13 protein-coding genes are annotated in these 15,251 nt (G+C 73.9%); 8 read left to right on the forward strand and 5 right to left on the reverse strand.

Going from position 1 to position 15,251, the window contains the following annotated elements; all coding sequences use genetic code 11:
* Positions 1-35: 35 nt before the first annotated feature.
* On the reverse strand, positions 36-950 hold the full coding sequence (locus tag ACFU7Y_RS23765; RefSeq protein WP_224282402.1) for an SDR family oxidoreductase: 915 nt from the start codon (positions 948-950) through the stop codon (positions 36-38).
* Positions 951-1,096: 146 nt separating this feature from the next.
* Positions 1,097-1,525, reverse strand: coding sequence for a DUF5997 family protein (locus ACFU7Y_RS23770; RefSeq protein ID WP_224282401.1), 429 nt, complete (start codon positions 1,523-1,525; stop codon positions 1,097-1,099).
* A 67-nt stretch (positions 1,526-1,592) separates the two neighbouring features.
* Between ACFU7Y_RS23770 and ACFU7Y_RS23775 the strand changes: the two genes are divergently transcribed.
* The gene (locus ACFU7Y_RS23775) at positions 1,593-2,411 is read left to right on the forward strand and encodes a LysR family substrate-binding domain-containing protein (RefSeq protein ID WP_224282404.1); all 819 of its coding nucleotides are present in this window, start codon (positions 1,593-1,595) and stop codon (positions 2,409-2,411) included.
* 54 nt (positions 2,412-2,465) lie between these two features.
* On the forward strand, positions 2,466-3,047 hold the full coding sequence (locus tag ACFU7Y_RS23780; protein WP_224282400.1) for a DUF421 domain-containing protein: 582 nt from the start codon (positions 2,466-2,468) through the stop codon (positions 3,045-3,047).
* Positions 3,048-3,142: 95 nt separating this feature from the next.
* Here ACFU7Y_RS23780 and ACFU7Y_RS23785 read toward each other — a convergent pair whose 3' ends face one another.
* Positions 3,143-3,868: a rhomboid-like protein gene (locus tag ACFU7Y_RS23785; RefSeq protein WP_224282399.1), complete on the reverse strand. Its 726-nt coding sequence runs from the start codon at positions 3,866-3,868 to the stop codon at positions 3,143-3,145.
* 94 nt (positions 3,869-3,962) lie between these two features.
* The gene (locus ACFU7Y_RS23790) at positions 3,963-5,312 is read right to left on the reverse strand and encodes a cytochrome P450 (protein ID WP_224282398.1); all 1,350 of its coding nucleotides are present in this window, start codon (positions 5,310-5,312) and stop codon (positions 3,963-3,965) included.
* Between the two features lie 308 nt (positions 5,313-5,620).
* On the opposite strand from ACFU7Y_RS23790, the gene ACFU7Y_RS23795 reads away from it, so the two are divergent.
* On the forward strand, positions 5,621-7,024 hold the full coding sequence (locus ACFU7Y_RS23795) for an amidase (protein ID WP_224282397.1): 1,404 nt from the start codon (positions 5,621-5,623) through the stop codon (positions 7,022-7,024).
* Between the two features lie 67 nt (positions 7,025-7,091).
* Here ACFU7Y_RS23795 and ACFU7Y_RS23800 read toward each other — a convergent pair whose 3' ends face one another.
* Entirely contained in the window at positions 7,092-9,041 is a 1,950-nt protein-coding gene (locus ACFU7Y_RS23800; RefSeq protein ID WP_380769582.1) for an FUSC family protein, read from the reverse strand.
* A 510-nt stretch (positions 9,042-9,551) separates the two neighbouring features.
* On the opposite strand from ACFU7Y_RS23800, the gene ACFU7Y_RS23805 reads away from it, so the two are divergent.
* From ACFU7Y_RS23805 to ACFU7Y_RS23825, 5 genes are all read left to right on the forward strand, one after another.
* Positions 9,552-10,658 (forward strand): YbiU family protein, encoded by a 1,107-nt coding sequence (locus ACFU7Y_RS23805; protein WP_224284899.1) that lies wholly within the window; start codon positions 9,552-9,554, stop codon positions 10,656-10,658.
* Entirely contained in the window at positions 10,640-11,974 is a 1,335-nt protein-coding gene (locus tag ACFU7Y_RS23810) for a DUF6271 family protein (RefSeq protein ID WP_380769583.1), read from the forward strand. Before ACFU7Y_RS23805 ends, ACFU7Y_RS23810 begins: the two co-directional genes overlap by 19 nt.
* Before the next feature lie 185 nt (positions 11,975-12,159).
* A complete protein-coding gene (locus tag ACFU7Y_RS23815) occupies positions 12,160-13,341 on the forward strand; it encodes a type III PLP-dependent enzyme (protein WP_380769587.1) in 1,182 nt (393 codons plus the stop codon).
* Positions 13,338-13,991: a GNAT family N-acetyltransferase gene (locus tag ACFU7Y_RS23820; RefSeq protein ID WP_380769584.1), complete on the forward strand. Its 654-nt coding sequence runs from the start codon at positions 13,338-13,340 to the stop codon at positions 13,989-13,991. Before ACFU7Y_RS23815 ends, ACFU7Y_RS23820 begins: the two co-directional genes overlap by 4 nt.
* 5 nt (positions 13,992-13,996) lie before the next feature.
* Complete coding sequence (locus ACFU7Y_RS23825; protein WP_380769585.1) at positions 13,997-15,202, forward strand: MFS transporter; 1,206 nt, start codon at positions 13,997-13,999, stop codon at positions 15,200-15,202.
* The last annotated feature ends 49 nt before the right edge of the window (positions 15,203-15,251 follow it).

Below are 15,251 nucleotides of genomic sequence, written 5' to 3' on the forward strand. Positions count from 1 at the left end.
ACGCACCCCACGGCGCGGCCCGGCCGGGCCGGAGGTCAGCGGTAGGCCTCCGGCGCGGCCGGCTTGCCCGCGTTCTGCACCTCGACGAGGTAGCGCCAGCAGTCCGGGCGGCTGCCGTCCCGGTCGGTGAAGCCGTACTCCAGGGCCAGCTGCCCGCTGGAGGCCGACAGACCGTTCCACCGGGCCACGCCGGGGTCGGCGGCCAGCGCGGCGACCGCGCGGCCGACGTAGTACGGGGACTCGGAGATGCCGAAATGCGCTTCCTGGGCGAGGGCGTCGCGCCAGTTCTCCTCGGTGACGCCGAAGTGCTCCAGCATGATCTCGGAGCGCATCCAGCCGGGGGTGAGGGCGAGGGCGGTGGCGCCGCGCGGGCCCAGTTCGTGGCCGAGCGAGAAGGCCATCCGCAGCACCGAGGCCTTGGCGAGGTCGTAGAAGAAGGAGTTGCGGTAGGTGTCGCGGTTGTACTCCGCGGTGCCGTCCGTCATCTCCACCACCAGGCCGCCGGGGTGCTTCAGCAGCAGCGGCAGGGCGTGGTGGCTGGTGACGGCGTGCGTCTCCACCGCCAGGCGCAGCAGTCGCAGGCCGTCGTCCAGGTCGTGCTCCCAGAGGGGGACGTCCCAGCCGAACAGCTTCTCGCCGCCCCAGATGTCGTTGACCAGTACGTCCAGCCGGCCCTGCTCGTCGCCGATCCGCTCCACCAGGGCGGCCACCTCGGAGGGGACCAGGTGGTCGGTGGGCACCGCGATTCCCCGGCCGCCCGCGGCGGTGACCAGGTCGGCGGTGTCCTCGATCGTCTCGGGGCGGTCGTACTCCGAGCGCCGCTGCCGGGTGCTGCGGCCGGTGACGTACACCGTCGCGCCGGCCGCGCCGAGCTCGACCGCGATGCCCCGCCCGGCTCCCCGCGTCGCCCCCGCGACCAGTGCGATCCTGCCTTCCAGTGCCCTTGCCATCCCTGGGCCTCCTCGCCTGTCGAACCCCTGTGTGAACCCGTGCATGACGATGCCGACGCCCGTCGGGACGGACGTCGGCACCATCGTTGCGCAGGGGTCCGACAATCGGCGCCGGAGCGCCGCCGTGCCGGACGGGGGAGGGCGGGTCAGCGGGCCTGGACGGCCTTCGCCTCCTTGACGGCGTTGGCGGCGGCCTCCTTCTCGTGCTTCTCCTTGATCCGGGCGGCCTCCTTGCGGACGTCCACCTGGTTGGCGCGCTCGTGCTGGAGCCAGAGCGGGTTCTCGGCCTTGACGGCGTCGATCTGCTCGGTGGTGAGCGCCTCCGTCACGCCGCCGCGTGCCAGGCCGGCGATCGAGACGCCGAGCTTGGCGGCGACCACCGGGCGCGGGTGCGGGCCGTTCTTGCGCAGGTCCTGGAGCCACTGCGGCGGCTCGGCCTGCAGCGCGTTGAGCTCCTCGCGGGAGACCACGCCCTCCTGGAAGTCGGTCGGCGCCGCGGCGAGGTAGATCCCCAGCTTCTTGGCCGCCGTGGCCGGCTTCATGGTCTGGCTGGTCTTCTGCTTGAGCGATGTCATGGTGACAAGGGTAAGGGAGTGCGCGGGCGCTTCCGGTCACGGTCGGTAGCCTTGCCCTGTGACAGACATGCAGGTGAACCCGTCCTTCCGGCTCGTGTACGTCCCGGGCGTGACCCCCGGCAAATGGGTCCGGGTCTGGGGGGAGCGGCTCCCGGACGTGCCGCTGGACCTCCTCGCGGTCCCGTCCGGCGACGGCGAGCGGACCCTGCGCGAGGGCGGCGCGGACGCCGGGCTGCTCCGGCTGCCGGTCGACAAGGACGTGCTGAGCGCGATCCCGCTCTACACCGAGACCACCGTCGTGGTCTTCCCGAAGGACCACTGGCTCGCCGCCGCGGAGGAGGTCGCGCCGGCCGACCTGGCCGAGGAGGTGGTCTTCCACCCGCTCGACGACACCCTGGGCTTCACCGCGGACACCCTGCCCGGGCGCCCCGCCATCGCGCGCCCCGACAGCACGGCGGACGCGATCGAGCTGGTCGCGGCGAACGTCGGCGTGCTCCTGGTGCCGCAGTCGCTGGCCCGGCTGCACCACCGCAAGGACCTCACCTACCGGCCGGTGGCGGAGGCGCCGCAGTCCCAGGTGGCGCTGTCCTGGCCGCAGGAGCGGACCACGGACCTGGTGGAGGAGTTCATCGGGATCGTCCGGGGCCGTACGGTCAACAGCTCGCGCGGGCGCGGGGCCGGGCAGTCGGCGCCCGAGGCGCAGCCGAAGAAGGCGGCGGCCGGCCGGGGCAAGCCGCAGCAGCAGAAGGCCGGCGCGCAGAAGTCGGGCGGGCAGAAGACCGGCGCGCAGAAGTCGGGCGGGCCGCGGGCGGGGTCGCCGAAGGCCGGGGGAGCCAAGGCCGGCGGGCGGGGCGCGGCGGCCCGGCGCGGTAGGCCGAAGCGATGACCGTGGCGTAGCGTCTGCCCCGTTCCCTGCGGTCGAGATGGGAGGAGCGGGGCAGTGTGGCACGACCTGGTGGCCGTCCAGATTCCGATCGTGGAGAAGGTCCTCCGCACGATCGCCGTCTACGCGTTGATCCTGGTGCTGTTCCGGCTCGCCGGCAAGCGCGGGCTGGCGGGGCTGAACACCTTCGACATGGTGGTCGTCTTCCTGCTCTCCAACGTGGTGCAGAACGCCATCATCGGCAACGACAACAGCCTTTTCGGCGGTGCGATCGGAGCGGTCACCCTGGTCGCGGTGAACTCCGCCGTCACCCGCTGGCTCTCCCGCGACCCGAGGGCCGCCCGCATCCTGGAGGGCAGGGCCACCACCGTGGTGAAGGACGGCAAGCTGGTGCCCGGCGCGCTGCACGACCTGGCGCTGCGCCCGTCCGAGCTGGAGCACGCCATCCGGATCCAGAACGGCGACGACCTCGGCCAGGTGGCCCGGGCCCGGCTGGAGCCGGACGGGCAGCTGCTGGTCACCCTCAAGAAGGGCGACCAGAGTGCCACCCGCGGCGACGTCGAGGATCTGCGGCGCCGGCTGGAGGAGATCGAGCGGCTGCTCACCGCCATCGCCGCGGACCGGCGGCCACCCCGTTGACGGGCAGCTCGGTCCCGCGGCCACCCGCTGACGGGCACTCGGTCATACGGCCGGACCGCGCCCCAGAGGAAGCGTCGTGGCTCGTCGGGGCGTGATCACCGGTCCACCGGTACCGGGTCGAGGCCCTCGGCACGGCGGCGGGAGGAGGTGAGGGCCACGGTGGTGGCCAGGATGAAGCCGAGGGCGGCGGCGAGGAGGTGGCCGACGGTGGTGAAGTCCGGGAGGGGGCCCGGCCATTCGCGGTCGCCGGAGAGCGGCCAGGCGACGACGAAGGCGGCCCAGGGCAGCCGGGCCCAGCGGGGTACGGCAAGGGTGGCGAGGGCGAGGAGGGTCTGGGCGCCGTAGCTGATGCCGTAGTCCGAGGCCTGGCGCACGCTCTCCGGGTACCAGCCGTGCCGCAGGGCCAGCAGGATCACCGCGGCGGTGATCAGCGTGGCGCCGATGTGCCCGTAGAGGAGGACGGCGGCGGCGCGCAGGCTGCCGAAGCGGCGCTCCGCCCAGGCGAGGCAGCAGCAGACGCCGAGGCCAAGGGTGATGAGGGTGCCGCCGAAGCCGGTGGAGAGGATCTCGGTGAGGGTGCCGTCGAAGAGCAGCGCGCTGCCGAGCAGGGCAGTGACCGGGTGGTCGTGCAGGTTGTCGAGGTTGGTGCTGATGTGGTCGCGGAGCGCGTCCGCCCGGTCCGCGGCGAGCAGGTTCTCGACCCAGACGTGTCCGAGCAGGAGCAGGACGACGTAGCCGAAGGTCAGCGGCGAACGGCGCGGATACGTCCGGACGGCGCGGAGCAGCCCGGTCAGGAGCCCCGATGGGGTTCGAGCGTTCATGGTCTGGTGGCGTCCCGGTCGAGCGGCGTGGTTCCGGCCGGCGCCCGTACGGCCGGCCATGCCGGGACAGTACCGAAGCCCGGTCGGAATCCGGTCAGCGGACCCGGCGGGTCAGCGTCGCGGTGAAGGGCCGGGGCGAGAGGGAGCAGCCGCGGGCGGGGCGGACGGGCCGGCCGGGGATGGGGGCGATGGTCCAGCGCGCGGCGATGGTGGCGATGGCGAGGACGGCCTCGGTGACGCCGAAGGACTCGCCGATGCAGCGGCGGGCGCCGAGGCCGAAGGGCGTGTAGGTGCCGGGGGCGGGTCGGGCCGTGGTGAGCCAGCGGTCGGGGTCGAAGCGGTCGGGACGGGGGAACAGGTCGGCCCGGCGGTGCAGCAGGTAGGGGCTGTACAGCAGGGTGGTGCCGGCCGGGATGCGGTGGCCGCCGAGCTCGGTGTCGGTGGTGGCGGTGCGGCTGAGGATCCATGGCGGCGGGTAGAGCCGCAGGGTCTCGCTGACGATCCGGGCGGTGAGCGGCAGGGCGGGCAGGTCCTGGTGGCGGGCGGGCCGGCCGTCGAGGACGGTGTCGAGTTCGGCGTGCAGGCGCATCCGGACGGCCGGGTTGGCGGCGAGCAGCGTCCAGGCCCAGGACAGGGTGGCGGCGGTGGTCTGCACGCCGGACAGCAGGAAGGTGACCACCTGCTCGTGGATCTCGGCGTCGGACAGGCGCCGGCCGTCCCCGTCCGTCGCGGTGAGCAGCGTGGAGAGCAGGTCGTGCCGGTCGGTGCCGGCGGCGCGGTGGTCGGCGATCAGCCGCCGGGTGATCTCCCGCAGGTCCTGCTGGGCGCGGCGGAAGCGGCGGTTGCCGGGGGTGGGGAGGCGGTCGATGCCGGGCAGCGGCAGCATCACCCGCCGGCCTGCGCCGCGGGCCACGACGTCCATGCTCCGGTGCACCGGCAGCGAGCCGGCCCGCTCGTGCGTGGCGAACAGGCAGCGGGCGGTGACGGCGGTGGTGAGGCGGTGCATCGCGGCGGGGACGTCGATGACGTCGCCGTCGCGCCAGCGGGCGGTGGCGCCGGCGATCTCCTCGGCCATCATCACGGCGTGGTCGGGCAGCCGGTCGGGGTGGAACGCGGGTTGCAGCATGCGGCGCTGGCGCCGGTGGACGGCGGCCGGGCAGGTGGCGAGGCCGTTGCCGACGGCCTCCCGGGCCTTGACGAGGAGGGGCCCACCCTTGTCGAAGGCGCGGTCGTCGGTGAGCAGCCGGCGGACCAGCTCGGGGTGGCAGACCACGTACGCGTGGAGCGGGCCGAGCCGCAGCCGGACGAGGTCGCCGTGGGCGGGCAGGCCGGCGACGAACTCGTGCGGGCGGTGGAGGAGAGCGGGGGCGTGGCCGAGCAGCGGGAGGCCGCCGGGGGCGATGGCCGCGGTGAACCGGGTGGTCGGGAAGAAGGGGGTCGGCACGGGCGTCACCTTGGTTCGGGCGGGAGGACCTGGGCGGTTCGTGAACGTGATCTTTCCCGGCGGGGTGCGGCGAAACGATCGCGGACCGGCGGACGGGGTGAACGCGGGGGCGCGGGCCGAACGCTCGTACGCCCCCGACGATTTGACGGATGGATCACCCGCCGAAGGGCCCCCCGGCCCGGCGGCTGCCATCGGTCGCGCCTACACTCGGACCCCTGCGAGATTACCGGTCAGTAGAACCGGGCAGGTACGACCAGCCGGTGTGATCGCCGGACGGTGGAACGTCCGGCAGGGAGTGGGGAGTTCGGATGACCGACGAGCGGGTCCACGCGTTCGCCGACGACGCCCTGGGCGCACACGACGCGGTGGCACTCGCCGCGCTGGTGCGGGCCGGCACGGTCAACCCCCGGGAACTGGTCGGGGCGGCCGTCGACCGGGCCGCGCGGGTGGACGGCACGCTGCTGCCCGTCGCCCACGCTTCGTACGACAGGCCGCAGATCAGCCGGGAGGGCATCGGCGGCCCGCTGTGGGGCGTGCCGACCTACCTCAAGGACAACGTGGACCTGCGCGGCCTGCCGACCGCGATGGGCAGCGAGGCCTACCGCGCCCGCCCGGCCCGCCGCAACGCGCGCTTCACCGACCAGTTCCTCTCCACCGGCCTGGCCGTCCTCGGCAAGACCAGACTGCCCGAGTTCGGGCTCAACGCCTCCACCGAGTTCGCCGCCGCCCAGCCGGTGCGCAACCCGTGGAAGCCCTCGCACTCGGCCGGCGCCTCCTCGGGCGGCTCGGCGGCCCTGGTGGCCTCCGGCGTGGTGCCGATCGCGCACGCCAACGACGGCGGCGGCTCGATCCGCATCCCGGCGGCCTGCTGCGGACTGGTCGGGCTCAAGCCCACCCGGGGCCGGCTGGTGACCAACGCCCAGGGCGGCAAACTGCCGATCGACCTGGTCACCGACGGCGTGCTGACCCGCTCGGTGCGCGACACCGCCGCCTTCCTCGCCGCCGCCGAGCGGCACCGCAGCAATCCCGGACTGCCCCCGCTCGGCCTGGTCGAGGGGCCGGGAGGGCAGCGGCTGCGGATCGGCCTGGTGGTGGACTCGCCGATCGCCAAGACCGACGAGCCGACCCGGCAGGTGGTCGAGGAGACCGCCGCCCGGCTGGAGGCGATGGGCCACCAGGTCGAGCCCACCACACTGCCCTTCGGTGAGGAGTTCTCCCGCGACTTCGTCGCCTACTGGGGCTACATCGCCTGGGCCATCGCGGCCACCGGCCGGCTGCTGATCGACCCGAGCTTCCGCGCCGGGAAGCTGGACGGCCTGACCACCGGGCTGCGCCGCCGGTTCCGGAAGGAGTTCCCGCAGACCCCCGCCGTCCTGCGGCGGCTGCGCCGGGCCGAGGGCGTGTACGCGCGGATCTTCCGCAACCACGACGTGATCCTCTCCCCGGTGCTCGCCCACACGGCCCCACCGATCGGGCACCTGAGTCCGAACGTGGACTTCGACGAGCTGATGGACCGGCTGATGCGCTACGTCGCCTTCACCCCGGTCAACAACGTGACCGGCGGCCCGGGCATCGCCCTGCCGGCCGGCTCGGCGCCCAGCGGGCTGCCGATCGGGGTCCACCTGTCGGCGGCGCACGGGCAGGAGCGGCTGCTGCTGGAGCTGGCCTTCGCGCTGGAGGCGGAGCGGCCCTGGCGGCGAATCCAGGACTGAACCCGGCGGGTGCGGAACTGACCGCCGGGTCCACGGCTGAACCCGGCGGGTCCGGGACCGGCCGCGCTCAGAACGCCGCCACCGACCGGGCGGCGTGCACCTCGTGGTGCAGCCGGGCCAGTGCGCAGCCCGGCGACAGCACGTCGGGCTGCGCCTCCGGCAGCGGCCGGCCGGTGCGCAGCGCCTCGGCCAGGTCGGTCAGCTCCCGGGTGACGGTGGCGACCTCGGCGGCGGTCGGCACCGGCGCACCGTGCTCGATCCGCACCCGGGTGGCGGTGGTGACGTCCACGATCCGCTCGACCGCGATCACCACCGGCCACCACGCCTCCGCCCGGGCCCCGACCGGTGGCGGCTCGGTGAGGGCCCGCTGGAACTCGCTGCGCACGGCGGACAGGTCGCGGTAGAGCCGCCGTCGGTAGCGGGCGCGGGCCGGTTCGTCCCGTCCGGGCGCGGTGGTGAAGGCCAGTGACACGTACGAGGCGGTGTCCTGGACGGCGTCGGCGAGCCGGTCGCCGATCCGGGTGTGCCAGGACTCCGGCCACAGCAGGTAGCCGGCCAGCAGCGCGATGCCGCAGCCGATCAGCGAGTCGTAGAGCCGGGGCAGCACCAGGTGGAAGCCCTGGTGGTTGAGCAGGTCGGAGAGCAGCAGGATGACCGGGGTGATGGCCGCGGTCTGGAAGGCGTATCCCTTGGCGGACAGCGCCGGGATCAGCGCCGCCAGCACCGCCATCACCGGAACGTCCCACCAGCCGTGCGGCACCTCGGCCAGCACCGGCATGGCGATCAGCAGCCCGGCTGCGGTGCCGAGCGCGCGCAGCACCGCGCGGGAGAACACCGAGCCGAAGTCGGGCTTCATCACGAAGGTCACGGTCAGCGCCACCCAGTACGAGCGGGGCACCGCGATCACCGAGACCAGCACCTGCGCCAGTCCGATGCACAGCGCCAGCCGCAGCCCGTAGCGCCAGGACGCGCCGGACAGCAGCAGCGCCCTGGTCGCCCGCCGTGCCCTGACCGAGAGGCGGGCGGGCCGGCCGAGCCGGTCGTCGGCGGCGTACGGGTCGGGCGCGGCCTCGTGTGCGACGGTGCTGGCGTGCCCGATCGCCTCGACCAGCGCGCGGGTGGACGGACCGGCGGGGACCGGCAGGTCGAGCGGCGGGGCCGGGCCGGTGCGGCCCTGCTCGACGGCGGTGGCCAGCGCGCGGACGGCGGCCGGGTAGCCGGCGGGCAGCGGGCCGAACTCGGGCGGGCGCAACTGCGCCGCGGTGGCCGCCTCGACCACCGGGATCACCGCGTTGAGCTGGGCGAGCAGCCGCGCCAGGGTGGCCGAGCGGCCGTGTCGGCGGGCCCGGCGGGCGAGCAGCAGGTCGTAGGACTGGTCGAGCGACCGGGTGAGCTCGTGGCGGCGGCCGTCGTACTCCGGCGTGCAGGTGGCCTCCAGCATGTCGGCGACCGCCCGGTAGGTGCCGGCCACCACCGCCCGCTCGGGGACGCCCAGGCGCAGCGGCCAGGCGAGCAGGGTCAGGGCGAGCACCACCAGGCCGCCGAGCAGCAGCAGGGCGGGCGGCAGCCACCAGGGGGAGGGCAGCGGCAGGCCGGCCCCGACCACCGCGTTGAGCAGCAGGAGCAGTCCGGAGACGGAGGCGACCGCGCCGATCGAGGAGATCATGCCGGAGACCAGCGCGACGACGGTCACCGTGGCGACGGTCGTCCAGCCGGCACCGAACACCAGGGTGCCGAGCAGCAGTCCGAGGGCGCCGAACAGCTGGGGCACGGCGATGTTGAACACCCGCATCCGGTACGCGTCGGCGGTGTCCCCGATGACCCCGGACAGTGCGCCCATCGACACCAGCGCGCCGTAGCCGGGCCGCCCGGTGGCGGTGCCCACCGCGAGCGGGGCGGCGAGGGCGACGGAGGCGCGGGCGACCGCCGCCCAGGGGATCGGCGCAGCCCGGGGCCGCAGGCTCGCGGTCAGCCAGCCGGGCGGGGCGAGCCGGACGGTTCCTCGGGGTCGTGCCACGGTCCCAAGCTACGGCGGGTGGGCGGGCCCGGCCCGGTGCCGTGCTCCCGGGCGCGCCCCCGGAGCCGGGCGTCACGGGGTGCAACGGGTCTCCGACCGGTGACGGTTCAGTGTCCCGCGGTTATGTCGATTCCGGAAACATACTCGTCCTTATGTCAGTCTCCGAAACATAGAGCGAACTCCGAGAGGGCGTCGTGAGCTGCATTGATTTCCCAATCGGTAACCCGCGGGAAAGGGTTGACACCATTAGTTGGTCTAGTCCAACGTATGGGGAGTGCGGTTCGGCAAAGGCTGATGCGGGGTGAGAGCCCTTGCCGAGCAGGCGAGTTGGCCCCCTGACGTGGCGCTGTTCCGCGCCCGTGGGGCGAGGCAAGAAGGACCGTGTGCGGACGGCCCTCCGGTCCGCGCTCGAATTCCTGTTGCGGCCGGCCACCGGCCGTCGACCCGCCGTGTCCGCACCGGGCGCCCGAGCAGGCGCCGCGTCGACTACGAACCACGGAGTGACTGCCCATGCCGAGCCCTGCCGAACACCCCGACGAACCCGGGGAATACCTGTACCGGGCCGCATCGGAGCGCCCCTACTTCAGCGCCGACACCGAGAGCTACCTCGCCCGGACCGCGCTGCGCGAGATCCGCAAGAGGCATCCGCTGCGGGTGCTCTCCGAGGAGGACTACGCGTTCTGGCAGACCTACGGTTACGTGGTGGTGAAGCAGGCCATCCCGGCCGGGGCCGCGCGCCGACTGCTGGACTTCGCCTGGGAGTTCCAGGGCCTCTCGCCGGACCGCCCCGAGGACTGGTACCGCGAGCGCGAGTACCGCGACGAACTCGACCGGCACCTGCACATCTACGGCTTCGTCGAGGCCTACCACCACCAGCTCATCTGGGACAGCCGTCAGGCGCAGCGCGTCTACGACGCCTTCGTGGACGTGTGGGACTGCGAGGAGCTCTGGGTCACCCTCGACCGGCTCAACCTCAACCCGCCGAACGTCCGCAACCGCGACCGTGCGCTGATCGAGCCCACCGACCGCGGCTTCGACATCGAGCTGCACTGGGACGTCGACACCACCCGGGGCATGCTGCCGCAGCGCGTCCAGGGCATCGTCGCGCTCGACGACACCGCCCCCGACCACGGCGGCTTCCGGTGCAGCCCGGAGCTGTTCCGCCGCTTCAACGAGTGGCAGGCCGCCCAGCCGGCCGACCGCGACCCGATCCGCCCGGATGTCGACCGCGCCGAGTTCCCCGTCGTGCGGCCCGAGTTGAAGGCCGGCGACCTGCTGATCTGGAACGGCCTGCTCGCCCACGGTGTCGAGCGCAACACCTCCGAGAACGGCGTGCGCGCGGTGCAGTACCTGTCGATGATGCCCGCGCTGGAGGAGGCCGGGAAGCTGCGCCGCTCCCGAGTGGAGTCCTGGCGCACGCTCGCCACCCCGGACTGGAACCGCACCCTGGTCGGCGACGCCGACCGGCCCGAGGCGCAGCGCTACGGGACCGCCGAACTCACCGAGCTGGGCGAGAAGTTGCTCGGCCTGCGGTCATGGAGCGGCAAACCGTTCGAGCAGTGCGGGGAAGACCGGCAGGGCGCCACGGGGGAGCGGGAATGCGCGACGTCTGTCTGACCCTGCCCACCAACCGCGAGTGCGCGGACACCATCACCGCGATCGGTGCCGAAGCCGCCTACGCCGTACGGCGGTTCGGCGTCCGCGTGCACCTGCTGGTGCTGGACTCCGCCGACCCCGCTTCCCGCGTCCGGCACGCCGGGGCCCTCGCTGCCCTGCCGGCCGTCGAGGGCGTGGTCGTCCACCACGTGGACGAGGACGCCCAGCGCGCCTTCCTGAGCGAGGTGATCGACCGCTCCGGCGCGGCCGGCCCGGACAGGCTGCTGGACCTCATGCTGCCCGATGCCGTTTCCTACGGCGCCTGCACCAACCGGGCGTTCCTGCTGGCCGCCGCACTCGGCTGCGAGTCGGTGCACCGCCGCGACTCCGACAGCCGCTACCAACTGCTGGACGGCGAACCGGTGTTCCCGATCGAGCACGAGCTGGCCACGCTCGGGCTGAAGGCCGCCGACGCGGCCGCGGCCGTCACCGGGAACACCCTCGACGCGCTGCACGCGGACAAGCCCGTCGTGCTGGTCGGCGCCTCCTTCGTCGGCGAACTCTCCGTCGACATCGGCGAGATCCGGGAGCTCGATCCCGAGGCCTACCACGACGTGGTCGCGCTCTGGGCGCCCACCGGCGCGAGCGAGGAGGAGAAGCGAGAACTCGTCGCCGCGTCCTTCGTCGGCGGCGGCACCGAGCCGTTCACCGCCGACCGCGCGGTGCTCGACCTGCCCGGCATCTGGCACATCGACATGTGCAACATCGGCCTCGACCACGAGGTGTACGAACGAGTGCCGCTGCCGCCCGCCACCGACACCATCGGCAGTGACTACTTCCTGCACCACCTGGTGCGTGACGCGACCCTGCCGGGCGTCACCCACAACCGCCACGTCGTCAACTACCACACCCCGGAACGGCGCACCGGACCGGGCTTCACCGCCTACCAGCTGCGCTACGCCAAGTTCCTGCTCTCCATGCTCTACCTCTACCCGGTCTACTCCGAGATGGAGGCCGCCGGCGGCGCTCTGCTGGACGAGCAGCACCGCGTCCGCCCCGAGGCGATCGCCGACTCCGCCCGTCGCAGCGCCGCGACGGACCGCGCGGAGAACCACCGCAGGCTCGCCGAACTCGACCGCTGCTACCGGCGGCTGGGCGGGAAGTACGCCGAGTTCGCAGACCATCTGGCGCCCCTGCGGGCGCGCCTGCTCGACGAGGCGCAGGCGGACATCGAGGACTTCGCAGCGCTGATCGACGCGTGGGGCCCGCTGGTGCGGGCGAGCAAGGCCACCCCGCCGACCGGCTGCCGCGCCAGTCGGACGGGGAGCTCTACGTGATACGCCAGCCCACCAGCCAGCCCATCGGCCAGCCCACCGGACACAGCGTCCGTCACCGTGCCGGTCACGCCGCCGGCCACCACACCGGCCACCCGCCCACCCACCGCATCCCGGCCGTCTCCGCGGTCCACACCGCCGCGCCCGGGCCCGCGGCGCTCCGCCCTGGCGAGCACGACCGCACCGCGCTGCGTGCCTCGCTCGCCGCCGCCACCGACGACCGGATCATCTACGACCTGGACGGCATCGGCCGCCAGTACGCCGCACTTCTCGCCGAACTGCCGGGTGTGGCCGTCCGGTTCGCGATGAAGGCCTGCCCGGTGGACGAGGTGCTCGGCCACCTTGCCGCGCTCGGCTCCGGCTTCGACGCGGCCGGCCCGCAGGAGATCGCCCAGGCCCTGCGCACCGGTGTGCCGCCCGAGCTGATCCACTACGGCAACACCGTCAAGTCCGACCGCAACATCGCCGAGGCCCACCGGCTGGGCGTGCGGGACTTCGCCACCGACAGCCTGGAGGACGTCGCGGCGATCGCCGAACACGCCCCCGGCGCACGGGTGTTCTGCCGGATCGCGACCACCGGCGAGGGCGCGCTGTGGGGCCTGAGCCACAAGTTCGGCTGCTCGCCCGAGGACGCCCTGCGGGTGCTCGGCGAAGCCCGCGCCGCCGGGCTGGTGCCGTCCGGCCTGTCGGTGCACGTCGGCTCGCAGCAGATGACCGCCGAGGCGTGGGGGACGGCGATCGACTCGCTGGCCGCCGTGCTGGAGGCGCTCAACTGGCGCGGCATCACCCCGACCCGGATCAACCTCGGCGGCGGCCTGCCCGCCCTCGGGGTGCTGGACCGGCGCGGCCGGCCGCTCGAACCGCCGCTGGACAAGATGTTCGCGGTGATCCGTGAGGGCATGGAACGGCTGCGCGCCGTCAGCGCCGCGCCGCTGGAGTTCCTGCTGGAGCCCGGGCGCCACCTGGTCGCCGACCACGGTGCGATCCGTGCGCACGTCGCCCGGCTCACCTCCCGCCGTCGCCTCGACGGCACCCGGGAGGACTGGCTCTACCTCAGCTGCGGCAAGTTCAACGGCCTGTACGAGATGGACCAGTTGCAGTACCGGCTGGAGTTCCCCACCCACCCGGGCGGCCAGTTCGTCAACGCCGTGGTGGCCGGCCCGACCTGCGACAGCGACGACGCGTACGCGCAGGACGACGGCCTGGTCCGCGTCCCGCACGCGATCGCCTCCGGCGACCCGGTGTGGGTCCACTCCTGCGGCGCGTACGCCACCGCCTACGCCACCCGTGGGTTCAACGGCTTCGCGCCGCTGCCGCACACCTGCATCGGTGGCGGCGACGGCCGGGGCCACCACGGAGGCACCGCATGACCGACACCCGCGTCGACAGCCCGGCCGAGCTCCGGACCGGCACTCCGGCCGGCCTGCGCATCCGGCTGCTCCGGGAGGAGGACTGGGACGCCGTGGTCGCGCTGGAGGAGCGCGCCTACGCCGCCAGCGGCCTGTCCGAGGGCCGGGAGGCCCTGCGGTCCCGGCACCGCGCCTCCCCCGACACCTGCTTCGTGCTGGAGCACGCCGGCGGCCTCGGCGGCTACCTGCTCGCCCTGCCGTACCCGCTGTTCCGCTGCCCGGACCTCGGCCGCAACGAGGACGGGGACGGCGCGGGCGAGCGGCCGACCAACCTGCACGCGCACGACCTGGTGATCTCCGAGAACCTGCGCGGCCGGGGCCTGTCCCTGCGGATGCTACGGCACCTGGAGGAGACCGCCCGGGCGGCCGGCTACCGGACCGCCTCGCTGGTCGCCGTCCGCGGTTCGCACGTGCTGTGGACCCCACTGGGCTACCGCGCACGCCCCGGGATCCGGCTGCCCGAGAGCTACGGCACCCGGGCGGTCTACATGGCGATGCCGCTGGACCCCGTCCCGGTCCGGCCGCTGCAGCCCTCCACCGTCCCGGTCCGGCCGCTGCAGCCCTCCACCGACCCTGTCCCCGGGCCACACCCCAGAGCCGAAGTGGGCTGATACCGATGTCCCCCGTCAGCGACGACTTCCGCCGGTCCCAAGTGGCCACCGGCGCACTGTTCTTCGTCCTCGGATTCCAGTACGCGACCTGGGTCTCCAGGGTGCCCGCGCTCAAGGCCCGGCTCGACCTGGGCGAGGCCCAGATCGGCCTGCTGCTGATGACCTGCGGAATCGGCGCGGCGGTGTCCTTCCCCCTGGTCGCGGTGCTGATGCGACGGTTCGGCTCCCGCCTGCTCTCGGTGCTGTCCTCGCTCGCCCTCGGCGTGATCCTGCTCGCGCTGTCGGTGGTGCCCGACTACCCGGTGACGCTGCTGGTGCTGTTCCTCGACGGTGTCGCGGTCGGCTGCCTGAACGTCGCGATGAACGCCCAGGGCGCCGCGCTGGAGGCCCGCTTCGGGCGGACCACGATGTCCCGGCTGCACGCCACCTTCAGCGCCGGCTCGCTGCTCGCCGCGCTGCTGGCCTCGGGCGTCACCTCCTTCACCGGCACCCTGGCGGTGCACTTCGGACTGGCCGCCGCGCTGCTCGCGGTGCTGGTCGTGGTCGCCCGGCCGGCGCTGCCGGCGGACCTCCCGGTCGAAGCCGCCGAACCAGCGGAGAAGAGGCAGCGCCGCGGCTTCGTGCTGCCGACCGTCGCGACCCTCTGGATGGGTCTGGCGATGGTGTTCGGCACCGTCACCGAGGGCGCCATGAACGACTGGTCGGCGCTCTACCTCAAGGACTACGTGCACGCCGGCACGGGGCTCGCCCCGATGGGCATCGCGGTGGTGTCGGTGATGATGGTCTGCGCCCGGATCTTCGCGGACGGCTGGCGCACCCGCTTCGGCGACGGCCGGATCGTGCGCACCGGCAGCCTGCTGGCCGGCCTCGGACTCGCCCTGGCCCTGGCGGTCGGCGGCGTGGTCCCGACCCTGCTCGGTTTCGCCTGCGTAGGCCTCGGCGTGGCCGCGGTGACCCCGTGCGTCTACGTCGCCGCCGCCCGGCAGGGCGCCGACGCCCTCTCGCTGGTCGCCGCCATGGGCACCACCGGCCTGCTGGCCGGCCCCGCCGTGATCGGCTTCATCGCCGGCGCCACCAGCCTGCTCTGGGGCATGGCCGCCGTCGCCGCCTCGGCGGCCGTCGTCTCGCTCTGCGCCACCCGGATCCGCTGGCCCGGCCGGCCGACCCCGTCCGCCCCCGCCGACCCCCGGCTCGCCGCCGACGCGACCTGACGACACCCCCGCACTCCCGCCCGGGACCTCGCGCACCCCCGTCGCGAGG

Origin of the sequence: Kitasatospora sp. NPDC057542 (genome assembly GCF_042801945.1) — a bacterium.
Taxonomy (GTDB): Bacteria; Actinomycetota; Actinomycetes; order Streptomycetales; family Streptomycetaceae; genus Kitasatospora.

Coding starts and splice junctions, on each gene's coding strand:
- ACFU7Y_RS23765 (WP_224282402.1), bottom strand. CDS start 950: ATGGCAAGGGCACTGGAAGGCAGGATCGCACTGGTCGCGGGGGCGACG.
- ACFU7Y_RS23770 (WP_224282401.1), bottom strand. CDS start 1,525: ATGACATCGCTCAAGCAGAAGACCAGCCAGACCATGAAGCCGGCCACG.
- ACFU7Y_RS23775 (WP_224282404.1), top strand. CDS start 1,593: ATGCAGGTGAACCCGTCCTTCCGGCTCGTGTACGTCCCGGGCGTGACC.
- ACFU7Y_RS23785 (WP_224282399.1), bottom strand. CDS start 3,868: ATGAACGCTCGAACCCCATCGGGGCTCCTGACCGGGCTGCTCCGCGCC.
- ACFU7Y_RS23795 (WP_224282397.1), top strand. CDS start 5,621: ATGACCGACGAGCGGGTCCACGCGTTCGCCGACGACGCCCTGGGCGCA.
- ACFU7Y_RS23805 (WP_224284899.1), top strand. CDS start 9,552: ATGCCGAGCCCTGCCGAACACCCCGACGAACCCGGGGAATACCTGTAC.
- ACFU7Y_RS23810 (WP_380769583.1), top strand. CDS start 10,640: ATGCGCGACGTCTGTCTGACCCTGCCCACCAACCGCGAGTGCGCGGAC.
- ACFU7Y_RS23820 (WP_380769584.1), top strand. CDS start 13,338: ATGACCGACACCCGCGTCGACAGCCCGGCCGAGCTCCGGACCGGCACT.
- ACFU7Y_RS23825 (WP_380769585.1), top strand. CDS start 13,997: ATGTCCCCCGTCAGCGACGACTTCCGCCGGTCCCAAGTGGCCACCGGC.